General features: G+C 55.2%; 28 protein-coding genes. 13 read left to right on the top strand and 15 right to left on the bottom strand.

Annotation, left to right across the window (positions count from 1 at the left end; genetic code table 11):
* Nucleotides 1–12: 12 nt before the first annotated feature.
* Nucleotides 13–585: a riboflavin synthase subunit alpha gene (locus LJX92_RS15335; RefSeq protein ID WP_242462670.1), complete on the top strand. Its 573-nt coding sequence runs from the start codon at nucleotides 13–15 to the stop codon at nucleotides 583–585.
* A gap of 69 nt (nucleotides 586–654) precedes the next feature.
* A complete protein-coding gene (locus tag LJX92_RS15330; RefSeq protein ID WP_194438036.1) occupies nucleotides 655–1,224 on the top strand; it encodes a hypothetical protein in 570 nt (189 codons plus the stop codon).
* Here LJX92_RS15330 and LJX92_RS15325 read toward each other — a convergent pair.
* The 5 genes from LJX92_RS15325 to LJX92_RS15305 form a co-directional block, all read right to left on the bottom strand.
* Nucleotides 1,179–1,514 carry a hypothetical protein gene (locus LJX92_RS15325; protein ID WP_228308561.1) on the bottom strand — a complete coding sequence of 112 codons (336 nt, stop codon included), beginning with the start codon at nucleotides 1,512–1,514 and terminating at the stop codon, nucleotides 1,179–1,181. The genes LJX92_RS15330 and LJX92_RS15325 overlap by 46 nt on opposite strands.
* Before the next feature lie 69 nt (nucleotides 1,515–1,583).
* Nucleotides 1,584–2,054 carry a hypothetical protein gene (locus tag LJX92_RS15320; RefSeq protein WP_194438040.1) on the bottom strand — a complete coding sequence of 157 codons (471 nt, stop codon included), beginning with the start codon at nucleotides 2,052–2,054 and terminating at the stop codon, nucleotides 1,584–1,586.
* Nucleotides 2,051–2,293 (bottom strand): hypothetical protein, encoded by a 243-nt coding sequence (locus LJX92_RS15315; RefSeq protein ID WP_194438042.1) that lies wholly within the window; start codon nucleotides 2,291–2,293, stop codon nucleotides 2,051–2,053. The genes LJX92_RS15320 and LJX92_RS15315 overlap by 4 nt, the downstream gene beginning before the upstream one ends.
* Before the next feature lie 7 nt (nucleotides 2,294–2,300).
* Complete coding sequence (locus tag LJX92_RS15310) at nucleotides 2,301–2,864, bottom strand: siphovirus Gp157 family protein (protein WP_194438044.1); 564 nt, start codon at nucleotides 2,862–2,864, stop codon at nucleotides 2,301–2,303.
* Nucleotides 2,861–3,604 carry a hypothetical protein gene (locus tag LJX92_RS15305; RefSeq protein WP_194438046.1) on the bottom strand — a complete coding sequence of 248 codons (744 nt, stop codon included), beginning with the start codon at nucleotides 3,602–3,604 and terminating at the stop codon, nucleotides 2,861–2,863. The genes LJX92_RS15310 and LJX92_RS15305 overlap by 4 nt, the downstream gene beginning before the upstream one ends.
* Nucleotides 3,605–3,729: 125 nt before the next feature.
* Between LJX92_RS15305 and ykgO the strand changes: the two genes are divergently transcribed.
* Nucleotides 3,730–3,885: a type B 50S ribosomal protein L36 gene (ykgO, locus tag LJX92_RS15300; RefSeq protein WP_019816741.1), complete on the top strand. Its 156-nt coding sequence runs from the start codon at nucleotides 3,730–3,732 to the stop codon at nucleotides 3,883–3,885.
* On the opposite strand, the gene LJX92_RS15295 is transcribed toward ykgO, so the two are convergent.
* The 10 genes from LJX92_RS15295 to LJX92_RS15250 all read right to left on the bottom strand — a co-directional run bounded on the left by LJX92_RS15295 (nucleotide 3,886) and on the right by LJX92_RS15250 (nucleotide 9,090).
* Nucleotides 3,886–4,077 carry a hypothetical protein gene (locus LJX92_RS15295; protein WP_228308560.1) on the bottom strand — a complete coding sequence of 64 codons (192 nt, stop codon included), beginning with the start codon at nucleotides 4,075–4,077 and terminating at the stop codon, nucleotides 3,886–3,888.
* Entirely contained in the window at nucleotides 4,074–4,265 is a 192-nt protein-coding gene (locus LJX92_RS15290; RefSeq protein ID WP_228308559.1) for a hypothetical protein, read from the bottom strand. Before LJX92_RS15290 ends, LJX92_RS15295 begins: the two co-directional genes overlap by 4 nt.
* Entirely contained in the window at nucleotides 4,262–4,684 is a 423-nt protein-coding gene (locus LJX92_RS15285; RefSeq protein ID WP_228308558.1) for a hypothetical protein, read from the bottom strand. The genes LJX92_RS15290 and LJX92_RS15285 overlap by 4 nt, the downstream gene beginning before the upstream one ends.
* Nucleotides 4,685–5,175: 491 nt before the next feature.
* On the bottom strand, nucleotides 5,176–5,349 hold the full coding sequence (locus LJX92_RS15280) for a hypothetical protein (RefSeq protein ID WP_228308557.1): 174 nt from the start codon (nucleotides 5,347–5,349) through the stop codon (nucleotides 5,176–5,178).
* A 72-nt stretch (nucleotides 5,350–5,421) separates the two neighbouring features.
* The gene (locus LJX92_RS15275; RefSeq protein ID WP_228308556.1) at nucleotides 5,422–5,613 is read right to left on the bottom strand and encodes a hypothetical protein; all 192 of its coding nucleotides are present in this window, start codon (nucleotides 5,611–5,613) and stop codon (nucleotides 5,422–5,424) included.
* An 811-nt stretch (nucleotides 5,614–6,424) separates the two neighbouring features.
* Nucleotides 6,425–7,348, bottom strand: coding sequence for a hypothetical protein (locus tag LJX92_RS15270; RefSeq protein WP_228308555.1), 924 nt, complete (start codon nucleotides 7,346–7,348; stop codon nucleotides 6,425–6,427).
* Nucleotides 7,349–7,491: 143 nt separating this feature from the next.
* Nucleotides 7,492–7,710: a hypothetical protein gene (locus LJX92_RS15265; protein ID WP_228309912.1), complete on the bottom strand. Its 219-nt coding sequence runs from the start codon at nucleotides 7,708–7,710 to the stop codon at nucleotides 7,492–7,494.
* Nucleotides 7,711–7,732: 22 nt separating this feature from the next.
* Nucleotides 7,733–8,041: a hypothetical protein gene (locus tag LJX92_RS15260; protein WP_228308554.1), complete on the bottom strand. Its 309-nt coding sequence runs from the start codon at nucleotides 8,039–8,041 to the stop codon at nucleotides 7,733–7,735.
* A 77-nt stretch (nucleotides 8,042–8,118) separates the two neighbouring features.
* Nucleotides 8,119–8,346, bottom strand: a complete 228-nt coding sequence (locus LJX92_RS15255; RefSeq protein ID WP_228308553.1) for a hypothetical protein — start codon at nucleotides 8,344–8,346, stop codon at nucleotides 8,119–8,121.
* Nucleotides 8,347–8,355: 9 nt separating this feature from the next.
* The gene (locus LJX92_RS15250; protein ID WP_228308552.1) at nucleotides 8,356–9,090 is read right to left on the bottom strand and encodes a S24 family peptidase; all 735 of its coding nucleotides are present in this window, start codon (nucleotides 9,088–9,090) and stop codon (nucleotides 8,356–8,358) included.
* Nucleotides 9,091–9,477: 387 nt separating this feature from the next.
* On the opposite strand from LJX92_RS15250, the gene LJX92_RS15240 reads away from it, so the two are divergent.
* From LJX92_RS15240 to LJX92_RS15200, 10 genes are all read left to right on the top strand, one after another.
* Nucleotides 9,478–10,095, top strand: coding sequence for a hypothetical protein (locus tag LJX92_RS15240; RefSeq protein ID WP_228308551.1), 618 nt, complete (start codon nucleotides 9,478–9,480; stop codon nucleotides 10,093–10,095).
* A 110-nt stretch (nucleotides 10,096–10,205) separates the two neighbouring features.
* Nucleotides 10,206–11,006 (top strand): replication protein, encoded by an 801-nt coding sequence (locus LJX92_RS15235; RefSeq protein ID WP_416309119.1) that lies wholly within the window; start codon nucleotides 10,206–10,208, stop codon nucleotides 11,004–11,006.
* On the top strand, nucleotides 10,996–11,802 hold the full coding sequence (locus tag LJX92_RS15230) for an ATP-binding protein (RefSeq protein WP_228308549.1): 807 nt from the start codon (nucleotides 10,996–10,998) through the stop codon (nucleotides 11,800–11,802). The genes LJX92_RS15235 and LJX92_RS15230 overlap by 11 nt, the downstream gene beginning before the upstream one ends.
* The gene (locus tag LJX92_RS15225; protein ID WP_228308548.1) at nucleotides 11,802–11,990 is read left to right on the top strand and encodes a DUF1382 family protein; all 189 of its coding nucleotides are present in this window, start codon (nucleotides 11,802–11,804) and stop codon (nucleotides 11,988–11,990) included. The genes LJX92_RS15230 and LJX92_RS15225 overlap by 1 nt, the downstream gene beginning before the upstream one ends.
* Nucleotides 11,987–12,394, top strand: a complete 408-nt coding sequence (locus LJX92_RS15220) for a hypothetical protein (protein WP_228308547.1) — start codon at nucleotides 11,987–11,989, stop codon at nucleotides 12,392–12,394. Before LJX92_RS15225 ends, LJX92_RS15220 begins: the two co-directional genes overlap by 4 nt.
* Nucleotides 12,391–12,591, top strand: coding sequence for a hypothetical protein (locus LJX92_RS15215; RefSeq protein ID WP_228308546.1), 201 nt, complete (start codon nucleotides 12,391–12,393; stop codon nucleotides 12,589–12,591). The genes LJX92_RS15220 and LJX92_RS15215 overlap by 4 nt, the downstream gene beginning before the upstream one ends.
* Entirely contained in the window at nucleotides 12,588–13,103 is a 516-nt protein-coding gene (locus LJX92_RS15210) for a hypothetical protein (protein ID WP_228308545.1), read from the top strand. The genes LJX92_RS15215 and LJX92_RS15210 overlap by 4 nt, the downstream gene beginning before the upstream one ends.
* Before the next feature lie 47 nt (nucleotides 13,104–13,150).
* On the top strand, nucleotides 13,151–13,282 hold the full coding sequence (locus LJX92_RS27000) for a hypothetical protein (protein WP_256575927.1): 132 nt from the start codon (nucleotides 13,151–13,153) through the stop codon (nucleotides 13,280–13,282).
* Nucleotides 13,279–13,950 (top strand): recombination protein NinG, encoded by a 672-nt coding sequence (locus LJX92_RS15205; protein ID WP_228308544.1) that lies wholly within the window; start codon nucleotides 13,279–13,281, stop codon nucleotides 13,948–13,950. Before LJX92_RS27000 ends, LJX92_RS15205 begins: the two co-directional genes overlap by 4 nt.
* On the top strand, nucleotides 13,947–14,492 hold the full coding sequence (locus LJX92_RS15200) for a hypothetical protein (protein WP_228308543.1): 546 nt from the start codon (nucleotides 13,947–13,949) through the stop codon (nucleotides 14,490–14,492). The genes LJX92_RS15205 and LJX92_RS15200 overlap by 4 nt, the downstream gene beginning before the upstream one ends.
* The last annotated feature ends 888 nt before the right edge of the window (nucleotides 14,493–15,380 follow it).

The following is a 15,380-nucleotide window of genomic DNA, read 5'->3' as shown; positions in this document are numbered from 1 at the left end:
ATAGTCTTGGATGTGAGATCTGGCGATGGCTTTAAGAGTCTGCTTGTTAGTAATCTAGGTGGATTGTTCAATGATGCTTTCGTCGGAGCAAGTGTAGCTATCGATGGAGTGTGCTTAACTGTTACTTCTGTCTTTGTAAACTCCGTTACTTTTGATGTTTCGGATAAGACGAATCTAAATACCTCAATGCAATATTTGAGCATTGGCGATGAGGTGAATATAGAGCGATCGCACATTACCGGCTCTGAGAACGGCGGGCACAGTCTCTATGGCCATATTGAGGGTGTCGCTGAGATAGTTGAACTTAAGAGTCGTGGGGAGACGGTGGATATGATACTGAAGCTTCCTCCGCTCGCTATTAAATATTTCTTCTCCAAGGGTTTTATCGGGATGCATGGCGCTAGTCTGACAGTTCATGATGTCGATAGACAAAAGAATCATTTGAGCGTTAGTCTAATTCCAGAGACAATACGCCTGACAAATTTCAGGCTTCTGCGTAAGGGCTCATTTGTCAATATCGAAGTTGATCATGCCACTCGCGTGATGGTCGATGCTATATCCGCAACGCTGAGGCCGTTACATTAGTACTTATTTTGAGCTACGACTTCGCCGGCTGGCGCTGTTCAGTGATATGGGGTATTACGGGTGACCGGCATGGAGCCGGAAATGGAGATGGCTGTGGCAGAATTACTTCTTGATGATGCGCGAGGCTATTGGCGAGATCTTTCCGCAGAAGCTTACGATGAGTTCTGGACTGAGTATCAGAAAGATATTCAGCCTGACGTAAAGCATCTTTTACGTGTTTACCGAAGACTTCTATGCGCGGCGCTGTTGCTCAACCATCAGGCTGACAAGGTCGCCCCGCTACATGGTCTGGATGGCGGAAACAAATTCATGGATCTGATAGCAAAGTCTGATAAAGAAATCGGGCTGAAACTCCATGCCTGTCGACACTTCGCCAACGACGCTAAGCACGAAATGAAGCGAATCCAAGAGGCGCGTACCAGGCCGCGAGATCCAGAGTACGACCAAGAAGGGAGGTATGAGATCTTTGAAATCCACATGCTCGCGCTTGATGGCGAACTCTACGACATGTGTCGCATTGCCGGTGAAGTTTGGCAGTTCTGGATCGGTTACTTCGATGGGTCGGCAGCAGTTAACCATCGGCAGGCACTGAGTCAGCTCAAGCTCGGCGACAACACCTCGTCCCCTGGATCTTGCTGAATTATTTGCATGCTCTTCATGTGAAACTCCCGAGCCACGTTTTCAGAGATTGCGATTTCGTGGCGCGGCGGATTGAGTAGAGGCTGGCACTTTGCGGAACCCAGCGCGTGCAGGTGATGAATCATCAACGTCATCGCCTCTCCCTGCTCAGTAATGCCTGACCACTCCATCAGGTCGGCCAGCGCCTGCCGTGTGCCTGGGCGAATCCTGAGCCTCAACTCTTCCTCGGCATTCGCCACGCGCTTCCTGGCAGACTTGGCCGAGCGCTCTTTCTGCGGTACTGCTGCCATGGCCTACCTCTTCTATTCCGCTGGCCGGCAGTGCGAGCCAGGTTTGACGTTTGCGTTGCTGGATGCGGGCTATGCGGCGCATGAGTCGACCTTTACCTGGTGCCAGGCGCCGACCGCTTCGAAGATCCGCGCGGCGTGCGCCTCGTCCAGCGATATCGCTTCAGGTATGGCGATCCAGCCCGAAGCCACCATCTGGCTTTGATTGGCCTCGCCGCGCAGCTTCTTGTAGCAATGCTCGATCACGTCTTCCAGGTGGTCGGAGAGGTAGACGCCTTCGGGCGCCACCTCCACCGATTTGCTGTAGCGGTCGCCGCGGGCGTCGATACAAAGCGCGCTGAGGTAGATCGTCCACCGGTGGGGAATACCGCAGACGGCCTGGCCGATCCTCCCCGGCGCGATGTTCTTCAGCGACTTGTAATTGATCATGCCCTGGCGGCCGCTGGGGTCGATGTTGACCACTGCGACGTGATTGGCGGCCAGCAGCGACCGGCAGGATCGGTCAATGCGCGCTTTGAGGTTGTGCGGCTTGCGCTTGCTCATAAAGCCTCCGCGAGTTTGCGCAGCGCTTCACGCTCGGCCCGGGTGATGGGCGGCTTGCGGCGCTTGAGGATGGTGTCGGGGTCGATCTTGGCAGAACGCTTCGGCGGTGGCGGGTTGATAGATGGGCTATCGCCCTGGTAGATCGTTCCGCCAGCGGCCAGGAACTGTGCGGTGCGCTCCGATATTGAGTCGGCGTGCTGGCGTTGCTGTTCGACCAGGTTGAGGTGGTTGCTGATCATGGCTGCCTCACTTAATTCTGATTGAACTGTCGCCGCGCTCCAAGTGGGCCCAGGTAGGTTCGGGTAGAAGTTCGTGTTCAGCGTCTTCACCGGCTGTCATGCGCTTGCGCACCGCTTCGTTATGCTCGCGGATCTCTTTAAGCTTGGCGGCGATGGCCTTTTTGTCGGGGGTGATGCTCGATTTCACCGACGTCAGTTCGTCCGGCACGGCGTCTTCGTTGTCCACGATGACCCGTTCGATGCCCATGGCCAGAGTGATGGTGAAGAGCGGACGCTTGATCGACTTGATGTTGGCGGCTTCCATGTTGCGGCGCAGGTAGTCGCTGATCTGCGACACGCTGTTGGACTTGATCCGCTTGAGTTCAGCCAGGCGCTCGATTTCGTTGTCGATGGCCGTCACGTCGCTTTCGATATTGCGGCGCAGCATGACGATGTTGTCGGCCTTGTCGTTGAAGTCGCCTTGAACCTCGTCCATGGCGTGCTGCAGGGCCTCTTTCAAGCCTTCGTCATCGGTGTCGGCCATTGCCTGGAGTTCGGCGAGCTTGCCGGTGAGTGCGTAGAGTTGAGTCATGCTGCGGCCTCCGTGCCTTTTTCAAGCACAGCTTTGCGCTCCTCGAATGCTCGTGTGATTCGCGCGATGAAGGTGGGTTCGTTGCGGCGAGTTGCCTCGCGGATGTATTTCACGTTCAGAAGCTTGAGTTCGTGAGTCGTGACGGCCTTGCCGATGGTTTCGACCGCTGAGGCAAGCCAGTCGACACGCTCTTGTTTTTGGCGAAGTATCTCGGCGTCCTTGTCCTCGGCCTTTTCAAGCTTGAACTCTTCGGTGATGGTGTCGACGTAGGTTGGATCGTCGAACATGCCCATGTAGATGTCGGCGGCGAACCCCAGAGGCTGCAGGCATTTACCGATGGCGTCAGTCAACGATTTTTTCGCCGCGTCCCAGTCGGTAAGAATTTTTCCCTGCTGCAGGTAGATAAATGGCGTATGGCCGTAGTGCTGAACCGTGCATTTCTGCCCAGCGTTGCCCAAGTACCAAAGTTCGATTTTTACGGTGTGTAGCTTCGCGCAGATCATCGGAGCCTCTGGCCACTCTTTCGTGGGCCCCTGGAGCGGTGCACCTTCGTCAAATCGATCCTCAAGGACGTTCCAACCCCAACCCTCACCACATGGGCCGAAAATTTCGGTCGCCTTGCGCATGAGATAGGTTGGCCTGATCGCAGTGCCCTTAAAACCACCTGCGCCAGTGTATTTTTTAGTCGCATCAGGGTCGGTCGTGTCGACCTGGTCCCAAATTCGCGTGTTTGTGGCCATGAGAAATCCTTGCCGCGACGATCGCAGCAGTGAGTAGGGGGGGAGGGAAATAAAAGTTGATAAACATTCTTATTCGTATTTAAGATACGTAATAACATTTCAATTCATCGCAAGGAGCCTCACCTATGAAAGTGCTGTCCTCACTCAAAGAAGCTAAAAACCGTCACCGTGACTGCCAGATAGTTATGCGCCGCGGCCGGATCTACGTGATCTGCAAATCCAATCCGAAATTCAAAGCGCGACAGGGCAGTGCGAAGAACAAGAACAAAGGCAAAGGCTGATCAGCTCTGCCGCTCAACTCGGTAGCGCAGGACCTGGAGCACTCGACCGCCATAGCCAGGTTCTGCGTATTGCTCAACCGGTGGGCCGAAGAAGCCGCGCCGTTCGGCAAGGCTGTAGGCCTCGCGCAGGTTGTGAGCGCTGATGTCTTCGAGCTGCTCGTCGATAAGCGATTTAACCGGTGCAGTACTCATTGAACCTCCTTACGCCGCCGGCTGACATCCAGTAGACGGGCGCTATACCAGTGGAATTCTTCTGCGTTGATGGCGCCCGAAGTAAAGTGGCGGACGATCAAACCCTCAGCCAAGATCTCGTCGAGAGCGGGCTTATCTGGATCTTCAAGCGCAAACAACGCTTTATCGATCTCAACGTATGGGCTCACAGTTCGTTGTCCTCGGCCTGGGCGATAAGAGCGTCATCAGCCAAAGGTTGAAGGAGGCGTTCGGCAATCTCGCCTAGTTTTCCCAGTGGATGGTCGCTCCGGCCGAGTAGCTCCAGAGCTTCCGATTTCACCCTCGAACCCGCCATCCCTGCGATCAGTAAGTAGCCCAGGGCTGGAGTGTCGACGCCGCAGTTGGCCAGAAGGTTGTTGGCGTACTCATCGACAGCCAGTGCGAACTGGTAGGCCGTGACGCCTTGCTGTGGGTGTAGGTGTCGCTTGAACACCACACTGCCACCTCTGGCCAGCTCTTCGGCGGCGTTGTACAGCCACTCGCTGCGAGCCAATTGCTGAAAGTTTTCGCTCGCCGGAGGCGGCAGTTGTTCGTCGTGCTCAAACTGAGGTTTGCGTAGTGCTGACATGGTCGCCTCCAAAGTGGCGGGTTGTTCACCTGTATTCGTCAACACTCATGCCTCCCGCTGGTTGCCGATGGGCGCGGGGGAGGAGTGCTGACGGGTAAAGGTGGAAAGGGGAGCGCCTGTTTTTGCAGGGGCAGGCACCCTGTTTCCTCGCTTTCCACAGTCGAGGGAAAACCATATGCTTCGGCTTCCACAGTCGAAACAAGGAATGCAGTTATGGCGGAATACATGGTGCGAGTTGAGTTGTTCAGGGCGAGCGGAGAGGACTACGCCGACCTTCACGAAAAGATGGAAGCGTTAGGCCTGAAAAGAACGGTTCGATTCGCTGACGGAAAAACTTACGACATGCCCATAGGGACGTACTTCGGAACAAGCGTCCTGAGCACCTTGGCATTAAGAGATAGAGTGAAATCTATTTCAGACCCACTGACCTCTCGACAGTCAGCGTCTATCTTTCTCTGTCGCGTACAAGATCAGGAATGGTCGGCATTTCTTTACGAGGCCTGATTTGATCCGCCGCCGGATGCCTTTCTTCCTTTAGGCATTCCGTCGGCATGAAACTTCAGCATCTCCATCGCGAGTGAGAAGGCCTCGTCAAAGCCGATGCTTTCGTCAGCCGCGATCTCCTGAACTATTTTCCGAACTCGTTCAATCTGCGCTTCGTTCATTTCCTTTCTCCGGTTTGATTTTCCGGATGACCCTGTCGCCAAGGTCATCGAGGAAATCTGTGGGTGTTCCAATCAAGATTTCTGAGCAATCTCAAACACGTCGATTGGCTCCTTCCCCCATATTTGGCGAGCCGTCTCAACGGTGACCGGGACAATGATCCAGCCTTCGTTGAAGGACTCCATGATCAGCTCTACATCAACTTCGCCAATCGCCCGGCAGCGCTTCGTAACAGGATCAATTGCGGCATATGTTTCAACTATCATGAGCTATCTCCGTTCATTTTCCCTGATGCCCCTCGTGAGAGGGGCATCGAGGAAATCTGTTTGTAGCGTTCTCTTGCATAGGCCAACGGTCGCTTTCCCGTTGATGTCTTTCAGCGCGACACGGGATCAAGGCCCCAAAGCCAAACGCTTACTCTCCACCACGCAGCCTCTCCAGCTACGCCCCCCGAATGAGGTCTCCTATGCCCAGCGCCGACATTAGGTCGAATCGCTGCGTACCGTTGCGCGGTACGTCCGCTGGCTATGCATCGGCCAGCTCGGCGTCCATCAAGTTTTTAAAGAGCGGGTCGATTGGCCGCCTCCTGTTGAGGGGGGATACCGTCTCGATGAACAAACATTACCGTACGGTAATTGTTTAAGTCAATACCGATTGGTAATTAAATTGTTGCGCCCACAAAAAAGCCCGCTCAGTGGCGGGCTGCTTGGAGGCGCGATGCGTCAGTCGGGACCTTGGGTCTTCAGCTTGGCCAGGGCCTGCTTGATGTGCCCGGCGTTCTCGCCGATGGTGAAGAGCGTGCCGCGCACAGGGCGAGTTGATTCTCGTAGATGCGTTCGAGCATATCGGGAAGGGAGTAGGGGGAAGGCATTGCGTCGTCTCCAATTGAGGGTCTAGAGAGCGTAGACCACGGAATTGAAGGCAAAGAAAAGCCCGCGATGGGGGATAGCGGGCTTAAAGGAACTTCACAAGGAGCTGTGGCCACCATAGGCGCTCCACTGTGAAAAGGTCGTGAAAGGGCAGATACAAGAAGCCCGGCGCTAGGTAGGGCGTCGGGATGAGCTCGGTGATGTTGGCTTACTTAATTACTTTCGGCTTCTTAGGTGAATACATCGTTCCGATCTTCAAGGCCTCGTCTTTTCCGCCCTTGAGCATTGGCGCCTTCTTCAAAATGTACTCAGGAAATTTCGTAACCAGATAGTCGTACCTAAACCACCTTCGGAACTCACCAAGGGCGTCATTGGGGTATGCACTGGCTTCCTGCGGATTGCTTTTTGCCTGAGGATATCTGGGCGGATAATTATGCTGGCACGGTACGCGCTCACCGTAAATGGATGAATAGTTGAATTCTTTCCAGTGTTTGGCCCACATCTGCCCAACGCTGATGTCTGGAATGGTTTTGTCGTTCACCGTCAGGTCAGCGTTTATCAGATCGACTATCAGGCCAGTTATCTCATTGAAAATAATGAAATAACCCAGAGGGGAAGAGTTATTTAGGATTGAAACTCGTTCGTTATGGTATTGCCACTTATCACCAGGCGTATAATTCAGCGATTCATAAATGAACCTGCGCAATCCAAGAGTTGCGAATGCCCTGTACGTATCCCTTGCCTGCTGATTGGGAGATCGGGACTCAAAGGCGTAGTACTCCAAAATTGCCATGCAGACCACGTCTGGATACGCATAGTGCGGCTGACCATCTCGCATGACCTCGATATAAAGAGATCGGTCGGTGTAGCCCTGGCCAAAAAGGTACGTTTTGATGAATGAAATTCGATCTTTTGTGATCACTTCGTCATCAAAATGCTCTACCCATTCTTGAGATATCTCATGTAAGGCTTTTCTTGGCGCCCCGGCGGCAAGAGCTAATCCGCGCTGGGTGAGGAATGGTATTCCGTTTTCCAGAACGCCCATCTCTATTCCGTTTACATCTCTTTGAACCTCGACTCCCAGGTCCAAAACAATCTGTTTGGGGGTGGCGTTCTTGCCTTGGTTTTTCATCATTAACTCCCTGATATATAAGCAAAAGGACATGGCGTTCAAGATGTCCAATATTGCTAAGCCAAAACCTTGATATAGCCCTGACAAATTCCCGCCGCACCACCTACTCAGCCTTCCCCCGCACAATCCTTCCCGCCTTCACCTCATCCGTCCGCACCATAGAAGTGGTTCAGCGCTATCAGCTCAAACACAGCTACGAAAACGCAGAGTACAACGAAACCGGGGCTGAAGACTCGTTTGCGGCCGGACGAGTCTCCACCCAGCCCAGCGACGTCGGAATAGCCGGGGAGCATCATAAGGAAAGTCAGGCAAGCAATGACTCCAGCCTTGCTCCAGAAACTCTGCTCTCGCCATGCAGTCATTGGTTCACTCTGGGCGGCAGCGTCAGGAAAACCATCCATACCCAGGACACTTCATGGCTCTGAGGCGACGTTTAAGCGCTAAAGTTTTCGTATAGTCAAAATCCGAGGCGCTGAGATTGGGTTGCAGTCCGATTCGCAAAACGACGTCAAGCTCTTGATCATCAGCGACTCGCTTGAAATTGCGACATTGCTTTAAACGATCAGCCTCTGTTACGGGCATTGGTACTGCGTCAATCTTTTTTTCGTACTCGGTTTTTTCTTTTGGCATGCTGTAGCAGCCGGCGAAAAGAAGTGGCGCAGCTATGAGAGCGGCTATCCGTAAGGCATTCATCAGTACATTCCCTTGCGCATATGAGCCCTGCTCAGCTCGCGGTAGTTCTATTTAGGTTGTCGCGCCCGACCAGGTGTCTATTCGGGCTTGTTTCGATTTATTTGCCCCGCCTTCACCTCATCCGCATAACCCACCAGCCTATCTGACTCCTCATAGAGCGTACCCACCAACCCCATCAGGGCTATGGCGTCGGCATCACTGAGCTTTTCGGCGAGCTTGACTAGGTCGATACAGGACTGCTCAAGGTTGAAGGCAATAGCCTTCAGATCGCGACGTAGCTGCTGGTTGGGTTTGGTGAGGGACATGGCGTCGGCCTATAACTTCCGCGCATTCCAGACAAGCAGAACACGAGCCTGAATATGCACTTTGGCGAGCATATCGCCCTCAATCATGATTGCGGGGTACACAGGGTTATCTGAAATCATGCGCAGGGAGCCGCCAGTCAGGCGCTGAAGCCGCTTAATGAAGAGCTCGCCCTCCAGCGTGAAGACATAGATCGCATCGGTTCGGATCTCGGTGATGCCACGATCTACCAGCAGAGCGTCGCCGTTACGGAACGTGCCCTCCATACTGTCACCGTCGCCATCGATGATGGCCAGGTTCTCCAGCTTCGAATATGACAAGCCCTGAGTCTTAAGCCAGTCAAGGTGGACGGTAATATTCCTGATGACCTCGATATGGTCTGGCGGAACCCGCCCCGGCCCCATCGAACCAGCTACGTCAAGCTGGGGAATGGTGATGAAATTGGCGTCATGAGATTTTCGACGAGAATCGATGGGAATCACGTTGCTCTCCTTGGCATGACCGTCACCAATCGGCGCATCTAGCGCATATCTGGCGAGCCCAAACTCGATCTCGATTTCCCTAGCGAAGTCTTCTCCGATGGTTTTTGCTCCATTTTTTTCTGGATCAAAAAGACATCTCGATATGAAGTTTTGAGGCTTCTTCAACTTTTCTGCTAGGCGCGACTGTGCGCCGCGAGCGCCAACCCCGTACTCGGTATCCATCAGCTTTTTTAGGTTGTGCCTGCGCACTTCGCGAATATCCATCTTGCGATTCTCTACGGGTCATTACTCATTGGTAAATGACCATTCGGTATTGATTAAATGGTTACCGTGCGGTAATAATTGCGTATCACAGAGGAGAACCGTGATGCGAACTAAGCACACCCAGCTTTTGGAGTGGCTCAAAAGCGCTTCCGATGACGCCGTCGAGCGCACCGGGACCTCTCGCGGCTACTTGAAACAAATTGCGTATGGGAACAAGCAAGCATCCGCCGCGCTTGCGGTTTCGCTTGAGCGTGAGTCGGCGGGCACCCTGAGTCGCCGGTCGTTGCGTCCCGCTGATTGGAATCTGATTTGGCCAGAGCTTGCCTCCGCCGCCTGACATCCCTGTCCGCCGTTCCATTGAAGCCAGATTAGAAGAGAGCAGTCCCCATGCAAACGTCCAGTTCCAGACACACCGTACAAACCCGTGATCAGGTACTGGTCGCCCACGCTGCAAATCAGATCGCGCGTACCAGCCTGAGCCAGGACGACTTTGCCCAGGCGTTGAGCCGCGAGCTGCACCTGTCGATCCCGAAGCGCGCCCAGAAGAAAGACGTTCCTGACTTCAACTCTTTGGAACTGACCGCCGACGTAAATGAGTTTGTGAAGGCTACCGGCCGCTGGCTCAAACGTGTTCAGCGCTGGCTGTCCGGTGACCAGGAGATGCCTTCCTGGCTGGAAGAGTCGTGGGTGAAAGCCCTTGAACCCGAATTCCGCGACCACTGCGTGAACGAGCTTGCCAGCCGTCACGGCTTGACCGGCGCCCGCCAGATGACCAGCGACCAATGTGCCAATAAAAGCTTCGGCGCACTGATCCGCGCCCTGGGCGATGTGATTGATACCGGCAGCGAAGTGTTTGACGACCAGGTGATGTGCGAGCAGGACCTGCCGCACCTACCGGCGTTCGCCAAGCAGTGCCGCCAGGTTGAGGCGAAGGCGGGGGAGCTGGGGCGCAAGGCTGAGCAGTTGATGAAGGACGCCCGGCCGAATTTGAAATCCATCGCCTGAATTACAGGCACAAAAAAGCCGACGGTCGAGGTCGGCTTCTTCTACAGCGGTAAGCGAGAGAAATCATGCCAAACATTGTTCCGATACACAACCCTCGGGGGTTCACCCGAATGGACAACCAGATGATGGATGGCTTGATGGCCATCGACTTGTCAGCGCGCGAAATGAAGATCGTTCTGTACGTGGCCAAGGCGACCCTGAACTTCAGCACGGGTGCTCATCGCATCCCAGCGGTCGATATTGCCAAGGCAACCCACATCCACCCCGACACGGTGTCGAAGGCTATCTCCGGCCTGCTGCGCCGTCGCGTGCTTTACAGAGAAGGCGGTGCACGCGGTGATATCGGCGTTTGCGACCCGAAAGAGTGGATCTTCGTAGTAAAGCCGAAACTGACCATATCGTCTGATTCGGCTCAAGTGGTCCGAATCGGCTCAGCCGCGAAACAGACCAAAACCGACGACTCCCTTCTTTATACAAAGAAAGAACCCCTATTAACTCTTTCTACGAAAGAGATTAATCCGCCCCAGGAACTAGCCGAACCTCCAAAGCCTAATCGCAAGGCTTCGTTCGGCATGGCCCAACTGCTGGCCGACAACCCGCACAACGTCCCGGAGCAACTGCTGGCCGACTGGCTGACCCAGCGCAAGACCAAGCGCGCAGCAGTGACTGCCACCGTTTGGTCAACCGTGAACACCGAGTTGGCCAAGTGCGCCGAGGCTGGTTTCACCGCAGACGTTGCAATCACCGAAGCGCTCAATTCTGGCTGGCAGGGCTTCAAGGCGTCTTGGGTGATTAAGCGTTTGGCGGAGTCCGCACCGGTGCCGGCCCCTCAGTCGCGCCACACCGGATTTGCTGAACGCAACTACACCGATGGTCTGATCCAGCGTGAGGATGGTTCCTATGCGATCTGAGCCAATTCCCCCAGCGCCTGAACTACCGCCGGGCACCCGCATTCAGCCCGCTGAGTGCGAGACCCACGGCCAGTACGAACAGAAGGTCTTCCCAGTACTCGGCAAAGAGCTGAGAAGTGGTTGCCCTGAGTGCAGTCGGATCATTCGCGAGAAGGCTGAAGCTGCTGAGCTGGCCAACAAGGCGATGGAGCTACGCATGGCCATGGAGCGAAAGCTCGGCGCCGCGCTGATCCCAAAACGCTTCGCCAGCAAGACCCTGGACGGGTACGTTGCTACCAGCACCGAGCAGCGGAAAGCGCTGAACACCTGCCGCCGGTATGCCGCTGAGTTCGCGCAGATCGCCGAATCGGGCCGCTGCCTGCTGCTGCTGGGCAAGCCCGGTACCGGCAAGACACACCTGTCTGTCGCCATCGCCAACGAGATCATGGCCAAGTCCAGCGCAACTGCGGTGTACCGAACCATCGGCGCCGTCCTTCAGTCCATTCGTGCCACCTACGACCACTCCAGTGACCAGAGCGAAAGCCAAATCCTGTCGAGCCTGATCAGCCCCTCGCTGCTCATTTTGGACGAGATCGGCGTCAGCAAGGAAAAGCCCAGCGACTTCGAGCTGACCACACTTTTCGCAATCATCAACGGTCGGTACGAGCAAATGCGCCCGACTGTGATCGTCTCCAATCTCGACGCCAAGACTTTGCCGGACGCATTAGGCGAGCGCTGCATTGATCGGTTGCGAGAGGGTGGGGTGATCGTCATTCCGTTCGAATGGGAATCGCAGCGCGGCAAGGAGGGCTTCTGATGAAGCGGGCAAACCCAGCACAGCTACGCCAATCCCTTGAGATGGCGAACACCATGGTCAAGCACGGCATCCGTTTCGTGTGCGTGCCGGTGGTGGATGAGGCGGACTTGGCCAATCTCGCCAGCCAAGCCGCTGAGCGCTTTGAGCGCATGGCATTGATCGCAGAAGCAGCGGAGAAGCGGACATGACTGAAGTTCATCGCTACAGAGTCGTGAAAATGCTTTCAGAGAGCGGCAATCGCATCAGTTACGAACCGCACGGGCCGGAGGTTGTAATGGCTTCAGCCTACGACCAGCTAAAGGCCGATAACGAACGACTCAAAGCTGAGTTGAAGAAAGTCGATGCTGATCGCAAGGCTTGCTGGGCTGAGTTCAAGGTTCAGGGACGCCAACTCGACCAGCTCAAGACCGAGAAGGAGGCGCTGCGTAATGCACTGATGGAGTGCACCAATTACCTGCAAGGGGAAATGCTCCAGAAGTTCGGTGGCCAACTGCCGGAAGACATGTACCCATTAACGCGCCGCGAGTACGACCGAGATATTGCGGAGGTTTCTGGATATCGCGCCGCCCTGGGCCAGGGAGAGCAGTCATGAAAACCAACTACGGAAAATTCACTGACGAATACCGTGGCAACGGCTACATGATCAGCTTCGGGTTCAAGCGGGGATGGCTGCTTTTCGGGTTCCGCCCGCTCAACTGGCATTTCTATTTCACGAAACTCGCCTCCAAGCCTGCCGTCCGGGTTTACGTCGGTCCATTCGAAATTGAATTCTTTCTGGTGAAGCCATGACCAAGCCAGCCAAACCCCGGCCAATGCCCGTTTACCTGGTTCTGCGCCGCCTGGTAGATCCGGCCTCCGGCAAGGAGGTGGCCGCTTTCGTACCGTCCTCCGATGCCGACCGGTCGATCCTGCGCGAGCGTGAATTCAAGATGAACGCGAAGATCCGCGCCGACCTCAAGCAGCCACGTAATCCACGGTTCAATGGCTTGGTCCATGGCCTGGGCCGAGTGTTGAGCCAGAACATCGATCGGTTCTCAGGCAAGCAGTCACACGACGCCATCAAGGCGTTGCAACTGGAGTCGGGCGTCTACTGCGACGAGGAACTGTTCGACATCCCTGGCCTGGGCCAGCTCACCCGAAAAACACCCCGCAGCCTTTCCTACGATTCGATGGGGGAGGAGACATTCCAAGATTTTTGGCGCCAGTGCTGCGCGTACCTGGTGCTGCATGACTGGCCAACGCTCACGGAAGAGCGCCTGACCGAAATGGCAGAGTTTGAAGCATTCAAGGAGGTTGCATGAGTCACGACAACGGATACGGAAAGCCTTGCCCTAATTGCGGCGAGCCTATGAGCAACATGCCAAGCCTGAACAAGCGCCAGTGCGCTACAGGCTGCAAGGAGAAGTTCGACTGGAAGCTGGCCCAAGGGCAGGCGCCATTGTTCGGTAACAACCGGCAGACAGCCAAGGAGGCTGTATGAAGCGCACCCCGCTGCAACGCAAAACCCCGCTCAAGTCTGGTGGATCACGCCGCAAGCGCTGCCCAGAGTGCCGAGTGATGTTCGCGCCTGCCCGTGACTCGCAGGCGGTTTGCGGTGAGATCGAATGCGCGATCGCTCATGGACAGTCCGAGAGGGGGAAAGCGACCGCTCGCAAGGCGCTGGCAGAGGTAGGGCGCCGGGAGATCAAGGTCCGCAAGGAGGCTTTGAAGAGTCGTGCCGACCACATGAAAGATGCTGAGAAGGCCGTACGCGACTATCGACGCACCTATGAACTGAGTATTGGCAGTGGCTGCATCAGCTGTGGCGAGTCGCAGGAATCAATCCTCCAGGCCCAGGGCTGGAAGACTGGCGGGGCATTCGATGCGGGCCACTTCCTCGGCAAGGGCGCCCGGCCAGAGTTAAGGCTGGTGCCCACCAATATCTGGCTCCAGTGCAAAAGCTGTAACGCGGGATCATCTAAGTTCGCCCGCAAAGGGGAGACGGTTTCCCAGGGTTTCCGTACTGGGTTGATCGCCAGGATTGGCCTGGAGGCTGTCGAGGCGCTGGAAGCCGACCACACGCCACGCAAAGAAACAGTAGAACAACTGAAAGCCATCACCGCCGAATACCGGGCAAAGACCAGAGAACTCAAGAGGGCTGCAGCATGACCTATCGCAACGTTGTTTCAGCAGTAGTTCGAGCCCTTGCGGCCGAAACCATTAACTCCGCCGGCGGCTGCGACTTCGAGCCCAAGGTGCAGTGCGCCAAGCAAAAGGGCGAGATCGTCGGCAAGGAGGCTGCTTTCCTGACTGACTGCTGGGTGTTCGGGCGTCTGCACAAGGCGCTCACCCCTGCGCACTGGCGCGCGCTGGTGGCGAAGTACTCCACTCATGAAGAGCGCAAGCACGGCGCCATACTGGAGCTGCTGAGCTCTGTGAAGACGCCAGCGCCGAAACGCTTCCGGGAATGCGCGGTGCTGACCTGGGCCATTCCACCAGTTGCCGGTGCCGAAGGCAAGCGCTCCGCCGCGGTGCTGCCAGCCGCCTGGTACGACATCACCAATTGGGACAACGACGGCAAGCCAGAATCAACTCGGTACCGGTGGCGCTCGACGATTCGCAAGACACTGGATGACCAGGTGAACGAGGCGCTCACTGCTGCTCAGGAACTGCTCGACGCAGAGGGGCTGATAGAAACTTGCGCGGCATAGTAAATAGCGATTGCATTGGGTGAGAAAGTGAGAGAACATTTACCCATCCTGTCGATCTTGCGCGTTAGGGATTGACACTAGAAAGCCTCGTCACTGCACGAGGCTTTTTTTCGTCCGCTCGTCGAGGCAGAAGCACTTTCTGTCTAATCAGTCCCTCCCAGTTATATGCGCAACCCCGCGCTACAGACAGGAGGTGATTTATGGTGGATGACAATAACGGTCCTGCAGCGCCATATCCTGGACCAAAAGAGGATATGCCTGAGACGGGCGAGGGTCATGACTCCGGTCTTGAGCAAGCTGAGTCGGAGCCCAAGCAGGGAACTGGTGACAAGCCGGAGGATTGGAATCCTCCGCCGGGTAATCCAGGATCTGATCAAGACGCTCAAACTCATCGCGACAACGGCGGCGCGAAGTAGAATTGAGAGAGTGCAAGTATCAGAGTCCGGCCAAGCGCCGGGTTTTTCTTTATGCTGGAGGAGTTGAAAAATAACCCAGCGCATAAGGATATCTGCAAATGTCGAGATATAAGGCACAAGAGAAATTAACAAAAGACGTTTTCGTTGAACCCTTTCCCCTTGGATATGGGGTTTATGTTTGGGCCGTGCTCAAAGACGGGGTTACGTTTCGGATATTCTCTTCAGAGGACGACGCCGAAAAGGAAATTGCTTACTTGGAGTCGCTGGAGAAACTGCTACATCCGGACCCTGAACCTGATGATTCGGTGAGTATCAGGAAAGGGCCAGGGCTACAAAAGCCAAAGTAATTCCAACAGGTTCTCGCTGCATTTTAGGCACTTTAATCAAAATTTTAGCCCCATTTTTTGGGGCTTTTCGTTTTCGGTCCTACCACACCCATATTCATTGCTGAAAGTGCAGTTGGGGCTGACCT

This window comes from Pseudomonas sp. HN8-3 (assembly GCF_020790195.1).
Lineage (GTDB): Bacteria > Pseudomonadota > Gammaproteobacteria > Pseudomonadales > Pseudomonadaceae > Aquipseudomonas > Aquipseudomonas synxantha_A.
This window is presented reverse-complemented; position numbering and strand designations above follow the sequence as displayed.

Bases quoted from the DNA above. Each gene is read 5' to 3' on its own strand.
- LJX92_RS15330 (WP_194438036.1), top strand. From the start codon at position 655: ATGGAGCCGGAAATGGAGATGGCTGTGGCAGAATTACTTCTTGATGAT.
- LJX92_RS15325 (WP_228308561.1), bottom strand. From the start codon at position 1,514: ATGGCAGCAGTACCGCAGAAAGAGCGCTCGGCCAAGTCTGCCAGGAAG.
- LJX92_RS15320 (WP_194438040.1), bottom strand. From the start codon at position 2,054: ATGAGCAAGCGCAAGCCGCACAACCTCAAAGCGCGCATTGACCGATCC.
- LJX92_RS15315 (WP_194438042.1), bottom strand. From the start codon at position 2,293: ATGATCAGCAACCACCTCAACCTGGTCGAACAGCAACGCCAGCACGCC.
- LJX92_RS15310 (WP_194438044.1), bottom strand. From the start codon at position 2,864: ATGACTCAACTCTACGCACTCACCGGCAAGCTCGCCGAACTCCAGGCA.
- LJX92_RS15305 (WP_194438046.1), bottom strand. From the start codon at position 3,604: ATGGCCACAAACACGCGAATTTGGGACCAGGTCGACACGACCGACCCT.
- ykgO (WP_019816741.1), top strand. From the start codon at position 3,730: ATGAAAGTGCTGTCCTCACTCAAAGAAGCTAAAAACCGTCACCGTGAC.
- LJX92_RS15295 (WP_228308560.1), bottom strand. From the start codon at position 4,077: ATGAGTACTGCACCGGTTAAATCGCTTATCGACGAGCAGCTCGAAGAC.
- LJX92_RS15285 (WP_228308558.1), bottom strand. From the start codon at position 4,684: ATGTCAGCACTACGCAAACCTCAGTTTGAGCACGACGAACAACTGCCG.
- LJX92_RS15280 (WP_228308557.1), bottom strand. From the start codon at position 5,349: ATGAACGAAGCGCAGATTGAACGAGTTCGGAAAATAGTTCAGGAGATC.
- LJX92_RS15275 (WP_228308556.1), bottom strand. From the start codon at position 5,613: ATGATAGTTGAAACATATGCCGCAATTGATCCTGTTACGAAGCGCTGC.
- LJX92_RS15270 (WP_228308555.1), bottom strand. From the start codon at position 7,348: ATGAAAAACCAAGGCAAGAACGCCACCCCCAAACAGATTGTTTTGGAC.
- LJX92_RS15265 (WP_228309912.1), bottom strand. From the start codon at position 7,710: ATGACTGCATGGCGAGAGCAGAGTTTCTGGAGCAAGGCTGGAGTCATT.
- LJX92_RS15260 (WP_228308554.1), bottom strand. From the start codon at position 8,041: ATGAATGCCTTACGGATAGCCGCTCTCATAGCTGCGCCACTTCTTTTC.
- LJX92_RS15255 (WP_228308553.1), bottom strand. From the start codon at position 8,346: ATGTCCCTCACCAAACCCAACCAGCAGCTACGTCGCGATCTGAAGGCT.
- LJX92_RS15250 (WP_228308552.1), bottom strand. From the start codon at position 9,090: ATGGATATTCGCGAAGTGCGCAGGCACAACCTAAAAAAGCTGATGGAT.
- LJX92_RS15240 (WP_228308551.1), top strand. From the start codon at position 9,478: ATGCAAACGTCCAGTTCCAGACACACCGTACAAACCCGTGATCAGGTA.
- LJX92_RS15235 (WP_416309119.1), top strand. From the start codon at position 10,206: ATGGACAACCAGATGATGGATGGCTTGATGGCCATCGACTTGTCAGCG.
- LJX92_RS15230 (WP_228308549.1), top strand. From the start codon at position 10,996: ATGCGATCTGAGCCAATTCCCCCAGCGCCTGAACTACCGCCGGGCACC.
- LJX92_RS15225 (WP_228308548.1), top strand. From the start codon at position 11,802: ATGAAGCGGGCAAACCCAGCACAGCTACGCCAATCCCTTGAGATGGCG.
- LJX92_RS15220 (WP_228308547.1), top strand. From the start codon at position 11,987: ATGACTGAAGTTCATCGCTACAGAGTCGTGAAAATGCTTTCAGAGAGC.
- LJX92_RS15215 (WP_228308546.1), top strand. From the start codon at position 12,391: ATGAAAACCAACTACGGAAAATTCACTGACGAATACCGTGGCAACGGC.
- LJX92_RS15210 (WP_228308545.1), top strand. From the start codon at position 12,588: ATGACCAAGCCAGCCAAACCCCGGCCAATGCCCGTTTACCTGGTTCTG.
- LJX92_RS27000 (WP_256575927.1), top strand. From the start codon at position 13,151: ATGAGCAACATGCCAAGCCTGAACAAGCGCCAGTGCGCTACAGGCTGC.
- LJX92_RS15205 (WP_228308544.1), top strand. From the start codon at position 13,279: ATGAAGCGCACCCCGCTGCAACGCAAAACCCCGCTCAAGTCTGGTGGA.
- LJX92_RS15200 (WP_228308543.1), top strand. From the start codon at position 13,947: ATGACCTATCGCAACGTTGTTTCAGCAGTAGTTCGAGCCCTTGCGGCC.